At 71.8% G+C, this 15,547-nt stretch carries 13 protein-coding genes and 1 pseudogene; 5 read left to right on the top strand and 9 right to left on the bottom strand.

From position 1 onward, the window contains the following. A partial coding sequence (locus AB0G02_RS15570; RefSeq protein WP_360794178.1) for an MFS transporter occupies positions 1 to 563 on the top strand: 563 nt, incomplete at its 5' end. Positions 564 to 694: 131 nt separating this feature from the next. Here AB0G02_RS15570 and AB0G02_RS15565 read toward each other — a convergent pair. After that, positions 695 to 1,747 (bottom strand): annotated as a pseudogene (locus tag AB0G02_RS15565) (adenosine deaminase); the annotation flags it as partial. 397 nt (positions 1,748 to 2,144) lie between these two features. Here AB0G02_RS15565 and AB0G02_RS15560 point away from each other — a divergent pair. Beyond that, on the top strand, positions 2,145 to 3,353 hold the full coding sequence (locus AB0G02_RS15560) for a hypothetical protein (RefSeq protein ID WP_360794176.1): 1,209 nt from the start codon (positions 2,145 to 2,147) through the stop codon (positions 3,351 to 3,353). Between the two features lie 61 nt (positions 3,354 to 3,414). Here AB0G02_RS15560 and AB0G02_RS15555 read toward each other — a convergent pair whose 3' ends face one another. The 8 genes from AB0G02_RS15555 to AB0G02_RS15520 form a co-directional block, all read right to left on the bottom strand. Then, positions 3,415 to 3,888 carry a hypothetical protein gene (locus AB0G02_RS15555; protein ID WP_360794174.1) on the bottom strand — a complete coding sequence of 158 codons (474 nt, stop codon included), beginning with the start codon at positions 3,886 to 3,888 and terminating at the stop codon, positions 3,415 to 3,417. A 5-nt stretch (positions 3,889 to 3,893) separates the two neighbouring features. After that, on the bottom strand, positions 3,894 to 4,160 hold the full coding sequence (locus AB0G02_RS15550; protein ID WP_360794172.1) for a hypothetical protein: 267 nt from the start codon (positions 4,158 to 4,160) through the stop codon (positions 3,894 to 3,896). 91 nt (positions 4,161 to 4,251) lie between these two features. Continuing rightward, positions 4,252 to 5,526 carry a thymidine phosphorylase gene (locus AB0G02_RS15545; RefSeq protein ID WP_360794170.1) on the bottom strand — a complete coding sequence of 425 codons (1,275 nt, stop codon included), beginning with the start codon at positions 5,524 to 5,526 and terminating at the stop codon, positions 4,252 to 4,254. After that, positions 5,523 to 5,912 (bottom strand): cytidine deaminase, encoded by a 390-nt coding sequence (locus tag AB0G02_RS15540; protein ID WP_360794168.1) that lies wholly within the window; start codon positions 5,910 to 5,912, stop codon positions 5,523 to 5,525. The genes AB0G02_RS15545 and AB0G02_RS15540 overlap by 4 nt, the downstream gene beginning before the upstream one ends. Beyond that, entirely contained in the window at positions 5,905 to 7,170 is a 1,266-nt protein-coding gene (locus AB0G02_RS15535; RefSeq protein ID WP_360794166.1) for an ABC transporter permease, read from the bottom strand. Before AB0G02_RS15535 ends, AB0G02_RS15540 begins: the two co-directional genes overlap by 8 nt. A 73-nt stretch (positions 7,171 to 7,243) precedes the next feature. Next, a complete protein-coding gene (locus AB0G02_RS15530; RefSeq protein WP_360794164.1) occupies positions 7,244 to 8,314 on the bottom strand; it encodes an ABC transporter permease in 1,071 nt (356 codons plus the stop codon). Further along, positions 8,314 to 9,885, bottom strand: coding sequence for an ABC transporter ATP-binding protein (locus tag AB0G02_RS15525; RefSeq protein WP_360794162.1), 1,572 nt, complete (start codon positions 9,883 to 9,885; stop codon positions 8,314 to 8,316). Before AB0G02_RS15525 ends, AB0G02_RS15530 begins: the two co-directional genes overlap by 1 nt. Positions 9,886 to 10,062: 177 nt before the next feature. Next, positions 10,063 to 11,193, bottom strand: coding sequence for a BMP family ABC transporter substrate-binding protein (locus tag AB0G02_RS15520; RefSeq protein WP_360794179.1), 1,131 nt, complete (start codon positions 11,191 to 11,193; stop codon positions 10,063 to 10,065). A gap of 372 nt (positions 11,194 to 11,565) precedes the next feature. On the opposite strand from AB0G02_RS15520, the gene AB0G02_RS15515 reads away from it, so the two are divergent. The 3 genes from AB0G02_RS15515 to AB0G02_RS15505 form a co-directional block, all read left to right on the top strand. Beyond that, positions 11,566 to 12,081, top strand: coding sequence for a YbaB/EbfC family nucleoid-associated protein (locus tag AB0G02_RS15515; protein WP_360794160.1), 516 nt, complete (start codon positions 11,566 to 11,568; stop codon positions 12,079 to 12,081). Positions 12,082 to 12,098: 17 nt separating this feature from the next. Next, on the top strand, positions 12,099 to 13,757 hold the full coding sequence (locus AB0G02_RS15510; RefSeq protein WP_360794158.1) for a hypothetical protein: 1,659 nt from the start codon (positions 12,099 to 12,101) through the stop codon (positions 13,755 to 13,757). Between the two features lie 97 nt (positions 13,758 to 13,854). Beyond that, positions 13,855 to 15,547, top strand: a 1,693-nt coding sequence (locus AB0G02_RS15505; RefSeq protein WP_360794156.1) for a hypothetical protein, incomplete at its 3' end; no start/stop codon positions are given.

The following is a 15,547-nucleotide window of genomic DNA, read 5'->3' as shown; positions in this document are numbered from 1 at the left end:
GGTGGCCGGCCCTGCCCGAGCCGCTGCCGCTCCGCCCGGGCGGGGTCTCGGTGTTGACCCTGCTCCGCGTAGGCCACGCCGACCCGTTCTCGGCGGAGGTCGGGGCGGGCGCCGCCGGTGTGGGCGTGCTGCTGGCCGCCGACCCGGCCGGGATGGTGCTGGGGACCGTGCTGCTGCGCTTCCTGCCCGCGTCGCGGCGCGTGCGGCTGCTCGGGCTGCTCGCCGTGGCCACCGCGTTGCCGCTGGTCGGGTACCTGTTCGCGCCGAACCTCGCCGGCGCGGTGGCGCTGCTGGCGCTGAGCGGGGTGTTCAGCGCCTACCAGGTGACGGCGGGCGCGACGTTCGTCCGCCTCGTCCCCGACGAGCAGCGCGGGCAGGCGTTGGGCTTCGCCCGCAGCGGCCTGGTCGCCGCGCAGGGCGTCGGGGTGGCCGCGGGCGGTCTGCTGGCTACCGCGACCGGGTCCCCGACCACCGCGATCGCCGTGGCGGGCATCGCGGGGACCGTCCTGGCCGTCACCGCCGCGACCGCGTGGTCCCGCGTTGCGCCCGCCGCGGTGGACTGACCGCTGCCGTGCTGTGGCGTGACCGGTCGTTCGTGGTGCTGTGGGTCGGGCAGTCGGTGTCGCTCGTCGGGTCGCAGGTGACGGTCGTCGCGGTGCCGCTGGTGGCCGCGGTGGTGCTGGGCGCCGGGCCGTGCGGCGTACCCGGGCTCGATCACGTCCTGGATCAGGGCGCGGCGCTCCTCGTGCGTGAGGAACGCGGCCTTGGCGGCGTTGACGGTGAACTTGCGCAGGTCGTCCCAGCCGAAGCCGAACTGCTCGACCACGGTGGCGAACTCGCCGGTCATCGACACGTCGCTCATCAGGCGGTTGTCGGTGTTCACGGTGACCCGGAACCCGAGGTCGGCCATCCGCTTGATCGGGTGCTCGGCCAGCGACGCCACCGCGCCGGTGTGCACGTTCGACGTCGGGCACATCTCCAGCGCGATGCGCCGGTCGCGCACGTACGCGGCCAGCTGCCCGACCTCGTCGCCCTTGATGTCCTCGGCCAGCCGCACGCCGTGGCCCAGCCGCTCCGCGCCCGCGAGCTGCACGGCCTCCCACGCCGACTCCGCGCCCGACGCCTCGGCGGCGTGGATGGTGAAGTGCGCGTTCTGCTGCCGCAGGTACTCGAACGCGGACAGCTCCTTGCTGGGCGGGAACCCGGCCTCGGGGCCCGCGATGTCGAAGCCGACCACGCCCGCCTCCCGGTAGCGGACCACCAGGTCCGCGATGCGCTGCCAGCCGTCGTTCTGGCGCATCGCGCACAGCAGCGTGCCGGTCCGGATGCGGTTGCCGGAGGCGGCCTCGCCCTGGCGGAAGCCCTCCTGCACGGCCTCGACGGCCTGCTCCAGGCTCAGGCCCTCCTCGGTGAACAGCTCCGGGGCGTAGCGGATCTCCGCGTACACGACCCCGTCGGCCGCGAGGTCCTGCACGGCTTCGGAGGCGACGCGCACCAGCGCGGCCTCGTCCTGCATGACGCCGCACGTGTGCGCGAAGCCCTCCAGGTAGCGGACCAGCGAGCCGGAGTTGGCGTTGTCGCGGAACCACGCGCCCAGCGCGACGGGGTCGGTGGTGGGCAGCCCTCGGTGGCCGCAGGCTTCGGCGAGTTCGATCACCGTCTGGGGGCGGAGGCCACCGTCGAGGTGGTCGTGCAGCAGCACCTTCGGCGCGCTGCGAAGGGCCTCCTGGGTAAGCGGGGTCGACATGGGCGTCACGGTATACCGGTGACACGCCGTGTCGTTCCCACTAGGGATGATCTTGGTCCGGTAGAATCACCCCGGCGTCACCGACTGTGTCCAGAACCACTCGGCCGGGTGCCTCTTTCGCCGTTGTGCACTCGTGATGCAGAACTTTCCGCAACCGCTACCACGACTTTAGTCACTCACACGGCGGATGCTCACGCGGAGCAGTCACAGACGCGCTCGCCGTTACCCTGGGGTAGGGTCGGCGTTCGTCACTCCAACGGAGTACATGCAAGGCCGATCCAGGCGGTCCCCGTCGGGGGGCGCTACTGCCCACCGGCCCAACCTGGTTAGGCTCCCGGAGGTCTCCCCTCCCCTGGACGAAGGCACCCGAGCCGTGAACGAGAACAACAACTCCACGATGTCCTTCGATCGGATGCGCAACATGCTCACGCGCGCCGCGGAGATCCGTGAGAGCGAACAGCAGCAGATCTTCGACGCACTGGACGAGATCCACGCGCGGATGTCCCCGCTCGAGTCGCTGGGTTCCGTTCGCAAGCGCCTGTCCGAGCTGCCCGACCGGACCGAGGTCAGCGTGCTGGCCGAGCGCCTGGACGAGGCGCTGGCCAGGTTGGAGGCGCAGGACAACGCGGTGCAGAGCATCGGGCGGGCCGTCGAGGGCCTGGTCGACAAGCTCGCCAAGCCGTTCGCGCAGCTCGACGGTCGGCTCGACGGGGTGGCGGGCCGGTTCGAGGGCGTCGCCGGGCGGATGGACGGCCTGGAGGACAAGCTCTCCCACATCCACAAGCGGCTGGACGACCTCGACGGCCACCTGGACAAGCAGGACGGCAAGGTCGACCAGGTGCCGGGTGCGGTGACCGGGCCGCTGCGCGAGCGCATGGAGGCGCTGGAGGTCGCGCTGCGCGGTCGGCTCGACGAGGTGGACGAGGGCGTGCACGAGCACCTCGACGGCACCCGCGAGGCCCTGCAGCGGTCGTTCACCGACTCGACCAACAACCTGCACGGCAGGCTGGACGAGACCCGCGACAACCTCAACAGCACCCGGGACGGGCTGCACGCGTCGCTCACCGAGACCCGCGACTCGCTCGCGGCGTCGTTGGCGGACACCCGCAGCACGTTGACGGGCAAGGTCGACGAGGCCCGCGAGGCGCTGCACGCCGCGCTCGACGAGACCCGCGACCAGATCGACTCGACGGACCGGCTGGAGGCGCTGGCGCAGCGCTTGGAGCAGGTCACGTCCCGCCTCGACACCATGGCCACCCGGCTCGACTCGGTCGAGGACGACTTCGCCGCGCGCGTCGGTGAGCTGTCCGGCGTGGTGGAGCAGGGCATCGCCAAGGTCGAGGACACCCTGTCGACGCGGCCCGACGCCGACTCGCTGGCGGGCCTGGTGCGCAGGAGCAACCAGGAGTCGGAGCTGCGCATCGGCGGCCAGCTGGACGAGGCCATGGCGACGTTCGCGGAGCTGATCCTCGGCGGCGGCTCCCCCACCCCGCCCCCGCCGCCGACCGCCCTCCCCCGGCCGCAGCGGCGGACCAGGAAGAACGGGCCGAAGCCGAGCGACAACCGCAACGTGGACGACGACGACCTGACCGCCGAAGGCGCCTGACCGTCCGGAGACACGCGAAAGGCCCGGTCCGCTTCGTGCGGGCCGGGCCTTTCCCGTGCGGTCAGCTCTTCGTCCTCCGGCGCGAACCGAAGGTCGTCCCCGCCGACGAACCTCGCGCCGATACCGACCTCCACCGCATCCGTCCGTGCCGCGCGGAGGCCTCCACCACGGCGCCTGTCGGTGCCTTCCTCGCCGGACGTGGCCCGGCGGGCTGCTCCACGACGGCTGCCTCGATGCGCGCCAACCGCTGGTCGATCCGAGCGAACTCCTCGCTCTCGGTGAGGCGCACGCCGTTGACCGCGTGCTCGACGATCTCCCGCAACAACGCCGTGTAGCGCATGCCGCGCGACTGCGCGAGTGCCTTGAGCGCGTCGACGACGTCGCCGGGCAACCGGAGGGACGTGGTCTGCATCGGACGCGGATCGACCCACTCACCGGCTTCCATCTCGGCCGACGTGTCGTGGGTGCCGTAGTGATCGGCCAACGCCTCGAGGTCTTCGGCCGGCCGAGGAAGGGACTCGTCTCGTTTCGCCATCGTCATCACCGTGCCTTCCTCTGGAAGGTCTTTCTCTCGCTGGGCGTCATGTCCCGTGCGGTCACGATGAACGCATCACCGTCGTCGTCGGCAGCGACTACGAACAGGTACCGGCCTGCATGAATTCGTCCGTAGATCAGGACTGTGTCGCCTTTGCCCTCGACCTGCCAATACGGACGTTGGAGGATCGCCTCCCTCACCTCGTTCAAGGTCACGCCGTGCCGTGCGATGTGGTCCGCCGACCACTTGCTGTCCTTGACCTCACGGAACACCGATCCAAGTGTAATGCAAACGCATTGCACCGGCACCACCGTTGCCGCCGCACGGTCGCGCGGGGCACCCCGGGATGAGGGCCGCCGGGGTTCAGCCGCGGATGGTGTCGATCACCAGTGGGGTGACCGGTGGGGTGGTGGGGCCGATCGCGTAGCCGCCCGACAGCGACTCCAGCGCGGCGGGCACGGCGTCGGGCGTGTCGGTGTACAGCTCCAGCAACGGCTCGCCCTCGGCCACCCGGTCGCCCGGCTTGGCCAGGCACACGATCCCCGCACCGGCCTGCACCGGGTCCTCCTTGCGCGCCCGGCCGGCACCCAGGCGCCACGCGGCGACACCGACCGCGTACGCGTCCAGCGCGACCAGGTAGCCCTCCGACGGGGCCGTGACGACGTGCTTGTGCCGACCCACCGGCAGCGGCGCGTCCGGGTCACCGCCCTGGGCCCTGATCATCCGCGCCCACGTCTCGTACGCCTCGCCGGACGCCAGCACGTCACGCGGCGACGCCGTGACGCCCGCCCGCGACAGCATCTCCTCGGCCAGCGCCACGGTCAGCTCCACGACGTCCGCCGGCCCGCCGCCGCGCAGCACCTCGACCGACTCCGCGACCTCCACCGCGTTGCCGACCGCGCGCCCGAGGGGCACCGACATGTCCGTCAGCAGCGCAGACACGCGCAGCCCGTGGTCGACGCCGATCGACACCAGCGCCGACGCCAGCGCCCGCGCCCGCTCCGGGGTCTTCATGAACGCCCCGGACCCGACCTTCACGTCCAGCACCAGCGCCTCGGCGCCCTCCGCGATCTTCTTCGACATGATCGACGACGCGATCAGCGGGATCGACTCGACCGTCCCCGTCACGTCGCGCAGCGCGTACAGCTTCCGGTCCGCCGGCGCGAGGCCCGTCGTCGCGGCGCAGATCACCGCGCCGACCGACCGCAGCTGCGCCGTCACCTCGTCCACCGACAGCTGCGCCCGCCAGCCGGGGATGGACTCCAGCTTGTCCAGCGTCCCGCCGGTGTGCCCGAGCCCGCGCCCGGACAGCTGGGGCACCGCCGCGCCGCACGCCGCCACCAGCGGGGCCAGCGGCAACGTGATCTTGTCGCCCACCCCGCCGGTGGAGTGCTTGTCCACGGTGGGCCGGCCGACGTCCAGCGCCAGCCGTTCGCCGGAGTCCACCATGGCGCGCGTCCACCGGGCGGTCTCGGCGGTGTCCATGCCGTTGAGAAAGATCGCCATGGCCAGCGCGGACATCTGCTCGTCGGCCACCACCCCGCGGGTGTAGGCGTCGACCACCCAGTCGATCTGCCCGTCGGTCAGCCGGGCGCCGTCGCGCTTGGCCCGGATCACGTCCACGGCGGTGTGGCTCACGGCAGGTCCTCCGGCCCGAACGCGTCGGGCAGCACCGCGGTCATCGGCAGCACGCCGGAAGGCGTGTCGACCAGGCACGCGGCCCCGCCCAGCTCGTAGATCACCTGACGGCAGCGCCCGCACGGCATGAGCAGGTCACCCCTGCCGCTGCGGCACGCCAGCGCGACGAGCCTGCCGCCGCCGGTCAGGAAGAACTGGCCGGCCAACGTGCACTCGGCGCACAGCCCGACGCCGTAGGCGGCGTTCTCGACGTTGCACCCGACCACGATCCGCCCGTCGTCGCAGACGGCCGCCGCACCCACCTGCAGCCCGGAGTACGGGCAGTAGGCGGCCTGCGCGGCCTCGACGGCACGCGCGCGCAGCACCTCCCAGTCGACCTCAACCACGGCGGTACACCACGCCGTCGGCCGCGGGCATGCGCAGTCGTTGCGAGGCGACCGCGAGCACGACCAGCGTCACCAGGTGCGGCGCGTAGGTCGTCAGCTCGCTCGGCACCTCGTCCACCGAGTAGTACACGGCGTACAGCAGGCCGGCGGCCAGGATGCCGAACGCGGCGGCGAACCACCGGCGGCGCACCAGCTGCCAGATCACGATCACGACCAGCAGCAGCACCGCGCCGTAGACCAGGGCCAGGAACGTCTTGCCGCCGGACCGCAGCTGCAACCCGTCGGCGTACCCGAACAGGGCCGCGCCGCCGAGCAGGCCGCCGGGACGCCAGTTGCCGAAGATCATCGCGGCCAGGCCGATGAACCCGCGGCCGTTGGTCTGGCCCTCCAGGTAGCCGGGCTGACCGGGGTTGAGCACGAGCGCCGCGCCGCCGATGCCGGCCAGCGCGCCGGACGCGATCACCGCGACGTACTTGTACCGGTAGACGTTGACGCCCAGCGACTCCGCGGCCACCGGGTTCTCGCCGCACGACCGCAGCCTGAGCCCGAACCGGGTACGCCACAGCACCAGGTAGCTGCCGATCACCAGCAGGATGGCCAGCATCGTCAGCGGCGAGACGCCGGTGACCAGGCCGCGCAGGATGCCGGCGACGTCGGACAGCCCGACCCGCTGCTGCGCCTCCAGCTCACCGAGCCAGTCGGACAGCCCCGAGGCGGAGTAGGTGTCGAACTTCGGCACGGCGGGCGACTCGCGCGGGTTGTGCGACAGCGGGAAGAAGATCAACGTGGACAGGTACTTGGTCAGGCCCGCCCCGAGCAGGTTGATCGCCACACCGGACACGATGTGGTTCACGCCGAACGTCACGGTCGCGATGGCGTGCAGCAACCCGCCCAGCGCGCCGAACACGGCCGCCGACACCAGCGCCGCCCACGGGCCCCACTGGTACCCGGCCCACGCCGCGCCCCACGTGCCCATGATCATCATGCCTTCGAGGCCGATGTTCACCACGCCCGCGCGCTCGGCCCACAGCCCGCCCAGCGCGGCGAGCAGGATCGGCAGCGCCAACCGCACCGCGGTCTGGATGGTGCCGGTGGACGTCAGCTGCGGCACACCCGTCAGGTACGACGTGGTGGACAGCAGCACGACCGCGCCGGCCACGCCCAGCGCGCCGACGGCCCAGCCGGGGATCCGCCGAGCCTTGCGCGGCGGCGGAACGGTCGTGGGTGCCTCGGACGGGTTCATCAACGAAGTGCTCATGCCGCCTCCTCGCCAGGGCTCGTCGGGGACGGAGCGCGGTGCGCGGTGTCGAAGGGTTCGCTCGTGAGCTCGCTCATGCCGCATCCACCGTCCCGAGCTGCCGGCCGACCTGCCGCTGCTGCGCGGCCAGCTCGAACCGGCGGACCACCTCGTACGCGACGACGACCGACAGCACGATCGCCCCCTGCATGATCGTCACGATCTCGCGCGGCACGCCCACGTTGTCCAGCGCGAGGCCCGACTTGTCCAGGAACGCCCACAGCAGCGCGCCGAACGCGATGCCGCCCGGGTGGTTGCGCCCGAGCAGCGCGATCGCGATGCCGGAGAAGCCGATGCCGGCCGGGAAGTTCAGGTTGTACGTGTGGTCGCGGCCCAGGATCTCGGGCATCGACACCAGACCGGCGATCCCGCCGGACAGCAGCATCGCGATCAGCACCATCTTCTTGGCGTTCACGCCACCCGCGGCGGCGGCCGTGGACGACTCGCCGGAGGCGCGCAGCTCGAAGCCGAACCGGGTGCGGTTCATCATCACCCAGTAGCCGATGCCCAGCAGCGCGGCCAGGAACACCAGGCCGAACACCGTGCCGGACGAGCCGAGCGGGATGCCGGGCACCCAGCCGCTCTCCGGGATCTCCGGGGTGCGGATGTTGTTGCCCCGCAGCTCGCCGAACACGTCCGCGCCGATCAGGTAGGCGGCCAGGCCGAGCGCGAGGCCGTTCATCATGATCGTGGAGATGACCTCGTTGACGCCGCGCGTCACCTTGAGCACCGCCGGGATCGCGGCCCACAGCGCGCCGGCGACGGCGGCCGTCAGGATGATCACCAGGGCGTGCAGGCCGGGCGGCAGGGCGATGGAGCCGCCCACCACGGCCGCGACGACCGCCGCGACCCGGTACTGGCCCTCGACGCCGATGTTGAACAGGTTCATCTGGAACCCGATCGCCACCGCCAGCGCCGCGATGTAGTAGGTGCCGGTGCTGTTGACGATGTCGACCGCGGTGGTGCCCTCGCCCACCTGCGACAGCATCACCCCGAACGCCCGCAGCGGGTTCGCGCCGGACACCACCAGCGCCACACCGCACAGCAGTGCGGAGAACAGGATCGCCAGCACGGGCGGCAGCAGCTTGCCGCGCAGGATTCCCATCACTCGCCTCCCGATTCCGGCGCCTGGTCGACGCCAGTGGCGTGCTCGACGGCGGCGCTCGTGGCGCCCGCGCCGGTCATCGCGCTCCCGAGGTCCTCGGGGGTGACCGTGGCCGGGTCGGCGTCGGCCACCAGCCGACCGCGCAGCATCACCCGGATGGTGTCGGACAGGCCGATCAGCTCGTCCAGGTCCGCCGAGATCAGCAGCACGGCCAGGCCGCGGGCCCGCGCCGCGCGGATCTCGTCCCAGATCAGCGCCTGGGCGCCCACGTCCACGCCGCGCGTCGGGTGCGACGCGATGAGCAGCACCGGGTCGCCGGACAGCTCGCGGCCCACCACGAGCTTCTGCTGGTTGCCGCCGGACAGCGCGACCGCGGCCACGTCGATGCCGGGCGTGCGCACGTCGAAGTCCTCGACGATCCGCGCGGTGTCCTTCTTCGCGCCGGCCAGGTCGAGCCACTGGCCCTTCGACACCGGCTCGCGGGTCTGGTGGCCGAGGATGCGGTTCGCCCACAGCGGCTGGGTGAGCAGCAGGCCCTGGCGGTGCCGGTCCTCGGGGATGTAGCCGATGCCCGCCTCGCGCCGCGCCAACGTGCCCAGTCGGGTCAGGTCGCGGTCACCGAGCAGCACTCGGCCGTGGTGCGCGCGGCGCATGCCCATGATCGTCTCGACCAGCTCGGTCTGCCCGTTGCCCTCGACGCCCGCGATGCCGACGATCTCGCCCGCGCGCACGACCAGGTCGATGCCGTCCAGCACCGGCCGGGTCCCCTCGGCCGCGACCAGGCCCAGGTCCTCCACCCGCAGCACGACGCGGTCGGTGACGGTGGACTCGCGGGTCTCCGGGCTGGGCAGCTCGCTGCCGACCATCATCTCGGCCAGCTGGCGCGAGCTCACCGCCTTCGGGTCGGCGGTGCCGACCGTGGTGCCGCGGCGGATGATCGTGACGGAGTCCGCGATCGAGCGCACCTCGTCCAGCTTGTGCGAGATGAACAGGAACGTGAAGCCCTGCCGCTGCATGCCGCGCAGGGTGGTGAACAGCTCGTCCACCTCCTGCGGCACGAGCACCGCGGTCGGCTCGTCGAGGATGATCACCTTGGCGCCCCGGTAGAGCACCTTGAGGATCTCGACCCGCTGCCGGTCGGCCACGCCGAGGCGTTCGACGAGCACGCCGGGGTCGACGGTCAGGCCGGTGGCGTCGGCCAGCTCCAGGATCCGCTTGCGCGCCCGGCCGCCGATGCCGTGCAGCGACTCCGCGCCGAGCACGACGTTCTCCTGCACGGTCAGGTTGTCGGCCAGCATGAAGTGCTGGTGCACCATGCCGATGCCGGCCTTGATCGCGTCCGCCGGCGTGCGGAACCGGACCGGCCGGCCCGCCACCTCGATGGTGCCCTCGTCCGGCTGCTGCATCCCGTAGAGGATCTTCATCAGGGTGGACTTGCCCGCGCCGTTCTCGCCGCACAGCGCGTGGACCTCGCCGACCTGCACGCTGAGGTGGACGTCGCTGTTGGCGACGACACCCGGGAAGCGCTTGGTGATGCCCGACAGGACGACGGCAGGGGTCGTGGTGCTCATGCGCGCACCTCGCCGCGGCTGGGCGTGGCGGGAGCACGGGTCACTGCTTCGGATGACTCGCTCGCGAGCTCGCTCATGAAAGCTCCGTCTGATCTCCGGCTGTGCCGGGGCTAACCACGCACTAGGCCCCGCGAGGGTGCTCGCAGGGCCCAGTGCGCCGGAGGCCGGATGGTGTCGTTACGGCGTGGACTCGACCTTGATCTTGCCCGCGATGATCTGGGCCTTGTAGCCCTCGAGGACGCCCTTCAGGTTCTCGTCGATCTTGCCGCCCGAGGTGGAGTAGCCGACGCCGTCCACGGACAGGTCGAACACCTTGGGCAGGCTCGCCAGGTCGTTCTTGGCGAACGCCTTGACGAAGTCGTACACCGCCACGTCGACGCGCTTGAGCATCGAGGAGATGATGACGTCCTTCGACTCCTCGACCGTCTTCTGGTTGTACTGGTCGGAGTCGACGCCGATGGCCTTCACGCCACCCGTCTTCGCGGCGGAGAACACGCCCTTGCCGGAAGCACCCGCCGCGTGGTACAGCACGTCGGCGCCGGCCTCGATCTGGCCGGTCGCGGCCTCCTGGCCCTTGGTCGGGTCCTGGAAACCGGTGAAGTCGCCCGCCGGGGTCAGGTACTTCTTCTCGATCTTGACGTCCGGGGCGGCGGTCTTGGCGCCCTGGGCGAAGCCCGCGTCGAACTTCTGGATCAGCGGGATCTGCACGCCACCGACGAAGCCGATGTGGCAGGACTTCGACTGGTAGGCGGCGATGACGCCGGCCAGGAAGGAGCCCTGCTCCTCCGCGAACAGCAGCGGCGTCACGTTCGGGGCGCCCTCGACGGCGCCGTCGACGATCGCGAACTTGACGTTCGGGAACTCCGGCGCGACGACCTTCAGCGACTCGGCGTAGGCGAAGCCGACCCCGATGATCGGGTTGTAGCCCTCGCTCGCGAGCTGGCGCAGGCGGGTCTGCTTGGCGTCCTCGGCCTCGTTCGGCGCGGCGGTCAGCTCCTTGACCGCGGAGATGCCGAGGTCCGTCTTGGCCTTGTCCAGGCCCGCCGCGGCGGAGTCGTTGAACGACGCGTCGCCCCGGCCGCCGATGTCGTAGGCCAGGCCCACCTTGAGGGCGCTGCCGTCGACCTTGTCGCCGGACGCGGCGGAGCTGGAGGTCGCGGCGGCCGCCGGCGGCTTGTCAGCCAGCTTGCAGCCCTCGGCGGTGTTCGTGGGCCCGGACCCGGTGTTGTTCCCACCGGTGTCCTTGGCGCAGGCGGCCATCGTGAGAACGCTGGTCAGCGCGATCGCGGCCACCGCGAGGCCACGCATTCGACGACGCACGGCTCGTCTCCCTCCCTGCTCGGCTAGGAGCAGACAAATCCCGACAGCGGGTGTCGGGGCTTCCGAGTGGCGAACCGTACCCCGTAGTAATGACGCCCGCGCACGTACCGGTCCGCACGTGACCTAATCGTTGGTGCCATCGGGCGACTCCGCCACTCGCAGTGATCCGTCGACTTCCCGGCGTCGTAGCCGGTTACTCACTGTCAAGACGTGGATCGGGTGAAGTGGCCGGCGGGGTGGCCGAGGGCCGATCGGGTTCGGAGGCCCGCAGGGTCTGCCCGTTGGTGGGGCGTTGGGGCGGCGTTGGCGGGCTCGGGTGCACTCCACCCTGCACCGATGTCCCCCCTAGGAGGTTGACCTGTGGACCCCCAGCAGTGGCTCGACAACTTCGAGGCCAAGCTGGCCGATCTCCAGCGGAAGTCGGCCGACCTCCAGGAGAACTTCGAGAGCTCGCAGGCCACGGCGTCCAGCCCTGACGGTGCGGTGACCATCACCGTCGGACCGAACGGCGGTCTGCTGAACATCCAGCTCGGCCACCGCGCCACCGAGCTGGGCTCCGCCCGCCTCACCGCCCTGATCATGCAGACGGCCAAGGTCGCGCAGAAGCAGGCCGCGCAGAAGGTGATGGCCGCGTTCGAGCCGCTCGGGGAGGGCACCGAGGCCATGCGGATGGTCAGCGACGCCATCCCGGACGACGAGGTCGAGGACGACCGCGGCGACTACGCCGAGCCCGAGTACGCCGAGCCGGAACCGGAGCCCGCGCGCCCGGCTTCGCCCCCGGCGCAGCCCGGGTGGCAGTCGCAGACGCCGCCGTCGCGACCGGCGCAGCCGCGGCGCCCGGTCGACGACGAGGACGACGAGAACCAGCCCTGGTGACGAGGAGACCCTGACCGATGACCGCCCCCGACACTCCGATCTCCGCCCCGCCCGGCATGGAGATCACCGAGCAGAACAAGTTCAAGGGCTCCCTGTTCATCTCGGCCTGGGACGAGATGATCACCACGATCGGCAAGGACGCGGAGACCGAGACCGAGAAGGCGCTGGACATCACGTTCGCCGCGATCGGCACGGCGTCGTCCATGGCCATGCTCGCGGTCGACCCGTTCGGCACCATCCTCGGTGCGGGCATCGGCTGGCTGATCGAGCACGTGTCGTTCCTGAAGGAACCGCTCGACCAGCTGATGGGCGACCCCGACGAGATCAACGCCAACGTCGAGGCGACCAAGAAGCAGGCCGCCGAGCTGCGGGTGCTGGCCGAGGACCACCGCCGCGAGCTGGCCACGTTCGACGGGTGGACCGGCGCCGCGTCCGAGGCGTTCCAGAAGAACATGGAGGCGATGGGCAAGGAGATCGACTCCCTGGCCAACGCGGTCGAGCAGAAGGCCAAGATCGTCGCGATCTGCGGCGTGCTGGTGTCGGTGCTGCGCGACATCGTGCGGGACATGATCGCCCAGCTGCTCGGGTCGCTGCTGGCGGGCGCGCTGATCGCCGCCGCCACCGCGGTCATCACCTTCGGCGCGTCGATCGCGGCCTACATCGGCTTCGCGGTCGGCAAGGCCGTGGCGCTGGGCGTGAACATCGCGTCCCGGATCGCCCGCCTCACCGCCGCCCTGGGCAGGCAGATGAGCCGGATCAAGAACCTCGACGAGATCACCGAGAACGTCGGCAAGGGCTGGAAGCGGTTCGAGAACATCGCGGACGTGGCCGAGGTCGGCTACGAGTCGTGGAAGGCGCAGAAGGGCGTCGACCGCGAGATCGACAAGGCGCTGGCCAAGGACGTGCAGGACGACAAGGTCACCGACGCCAACAACAAGGCGGAGGAGGCCAACAAGAAGTACGAGCAGGCCAAGGAGGCGGAGACCAAGGCCGCCGAGGAGGCCAAGGCGGCCAACGAGAAGCTGAACACCGCCTCGGAGAAGGCCGCCGCCGCGAACCAGAAGGTCAGCTCGGCCATCGACGAGGCCAACGCCGCCGCCGCGCGCGGCGACCAGGCCGGGTACGACGCCGCGATGGCGAAGTACGAGTCGGCCAAGGGCGAGGCGGACGGGCTGCGCTCGGAGGCCGCGAAGGCCGCCGAGGCCGCCGCGAAGGAGAGCCGGGACGTCGCGGAGGCGGCCAAGGCCAGCAACGACGCGCTGACCGCGGCCAAGCCCGCCGACGACGCCGCGAAGGCCGCGTACGACGAGTACAAGCGCAACAACCCGGGGACGGCCGACCCGGCGCGCACGTCCGCCGAGAACGAGCTGTCGACGAAGAACGACGCGGCGAAGGCGGCGAACGCCAAGTACGAGCAGGCCAACGTCGACTACGCGGCGGCCAACGCGGCGGCGGCCGAGGCCAACGCCAAGGCGTTCGCGTCCGGCAACGACGCCGACATCAAGGCCGCCGAGGAGGCGTCGCGCAAGGCCGAGCAGGCGGGCACGTCCGTCGAGCAGGCGGCGAACGACGCCAAGGCGGCCGGCGAGGCGGCGAAGTCGAGCTACGACTCCTACCAGTCGCAGTACGCGCAGACCTCGTCGAGCGGCGCGTCCGCCGGCTCCGCCAAGGTCTGACCCAGCAACCCCCGGCCGAGCAACCCCCGACCGGGCAGCGATGATCGAGCAGACCTGGTCCACCAGGCCCTGATCGAAGAACCCCGGAGAACCAGCCATGGCACGCGGTGGCGGCGGCGTCAGCCCCAACCCGAACCCGAACCCGACGGGCAACCCGTCGTCGCCGCCACCGTCCGCACCCCCTCCACCGGCGGGCGGGCCGACCGGCAACTCCGGCTTCGGCATGAGCGAGTCGTCCATGCAGGGGTTGCAGAACAAGGCCGGTGACTTCCAGTCCCGGCTGGCGGCGATCTCCAGCGGGTTGCAGGGGCTCAAGCTCGCGCCGAACGCGCTCGGTCCGATCGGGATCGTCGCCGTGCCCGCGTTGAACAGCTCCAACGACGCCTCGGTGCACCAGGCGAACAACGCGTCGAGCGCGATGGGCAACGTCCAGTCGGGGCTGAAGGCCACGGCTCAGACGCACGTGCAGAACGACCAGTTCGCCCGGGACCAGTTCACCAAGATCGACCCCAACTCGAACGCCCAGCGGCCACCGGGCTCACCCGGCAACGGTCCGCTCGGGACGAAGGGGGCCGGCGGGCCGTCCGTGAAGCCGGTGACCAACGTGCCGGGCGCGTCGGGGCCGAACGGGTCCGGTGGCGTCAAGGGTGCCGGCGGGCCTTCGGTGACGCCGGTCAAGAACGTGCCGGGCGCCACCGGTCCCAACACACCCGGTGGGGTGAAGGGGGCCGGTGGGCCTTCCGTCACGCCGGTCAAGAACGTGCCCGGAGCCACCGGCCCCAACACACCCGGTGGGGTCAAGGGCACCGGCGGACCTTCCGTCACACCCGTCAAGGACGTCCCCGGCGCGACCGGCCCCAACGGGTCCGGTGGGGTCAAGGGGGCCGGCGGACCTTCCGTCACGCCCATCAAGAACGTGCCCGGAGCCACCGGCCCCGGCTTGCCCGGTGGCGTCAAGGGGACGGGTGGGCCTTCCGTCACGCCGATCACCGGCGTGCCCGGTGCGACCGGGCCCACCGGGTCGGGCGGGTCCAAGACGGCCGGTGGCCCCTCGGTCAAGCCCGTCACCGGCGTGCCGGGTGCGTCCGGTCCGATCGGGTCGGGCGGGGCCAAGGCTCCCGGCGGGCCTTCCGTCAGCCCGATCGCGAACGTGCCCGGTGCGCCCGGCTCCACCCCGACCGGCGGTGGTTCGAAGGGCACCGGCGGCGTTGGCGCGGGCGTGCCGGGTGGGACCTCCACCGGCGGACCGGCGGTGAAGGGCGGCCCGACGCCGGGTGCCGGTCCGGTGACCGGTGCCACGTCCCCCGGCGGCAGCACGGCGGCCCGCAGCATCGGCGGCGCGCTGTCCGGCGCACCCTCCGCGTCCGCGCCCCCGGTGGGCGGTGCCCCGATGGCCCCCGGTGGCACACCCGGTGCGGCGGGCGGTTCCGACCGCTCCAGCAAGTTCACCGGCGGGCCGGGCAAGGGCCTGTTCGACGGTCCCAAGCCGCCGACCGGTGACGGCACCATCAGCAAGGCCCCGACCGGCTCGTCCGCCACCCCGCCGCCCGCGCCCAAGCCGACGATCGGCGCACCGACCTCCGGCACGCCCGGCGGGGTCGCAGCCGGCGTTCCGGGCGGCGGCAAGCCCGGCGGGGTCACACCCAGCGTGCCGGGCGTCCCCAGTGCCAGCACGCCCACCACCAACGCGCCCGTCTCCAACACCCCCAGCACGACCACGGCCCCACCGTCGACCGCGGGCCCGAAGCCGACGTCGAGCGCCCCGCCCGCGGCGAGCGCTCCGGGCGCGG

This window comes from Actinosynnema sp. NPDC023658 (assembly GCF_040639995.1).
Lineage (GTDB): Bacteria > Actinomycetota > Actinomycetes > Mycobacteriales > Pseudonocardiaceae > Actinosynnema.
The sequence above is the reverse complement of the archived record's forward strand: the minus strand, read 5'-3'. Positions and strand labels throughout refer to the sequence as shown.

Coding starts and splice junctions, on each gene's coding strand:
- AB0G02_RS15560 (WP_360794176.1), top strand. CDS start 2,145: ATGTCCTTCGATCGGATGCGCAACATGCTCACGCGCGCCGCGGAGATC.
- AB0G02_RS15525 (WP_360794162.1), bottom strand. CDS start 9,885: ATGAGCACCACGACCCCTGCCGTCGTCCTGTCGGGCATCACCAAGCGC.
- AB0G02_RS15530 (WP_360794164.1), bottom strand. CDS start 8,314: ATGGGAATCCTGCGCGGCAAGCTGCTGCCGCCCGTGCTGGCGATCCTG.
- AB0G02_RS15520 (WP_360794179.1), bottom strand. CDS start 11,193: ATGCGTGGCCTCGCGGTGGCCGCGATCGCGCTGACCAGCGTTCTCACG.
- AB0G02_RS15535 (WP_360794166.1), bottom strand. CDS start 7,170: ATGAGCACTTCGTTGATGAACCCGTCCGAGGCACCCACGACCGTTCCG.
- AB0G02_RS15510 (WP_360794158.1), top strand. CDS start 12,099: ATGACCGCCCCCGACACTCCGATCTCCGCCCCGCCCGGCATGGAGATC.
- AB0G02_RS15555 (WP_360794174.1), bottom strand. CDS start 3,888: ATGGCGAAACGAGACGAGTCCCTTCCTCGGCCGGCCGAAGACCTCGAG.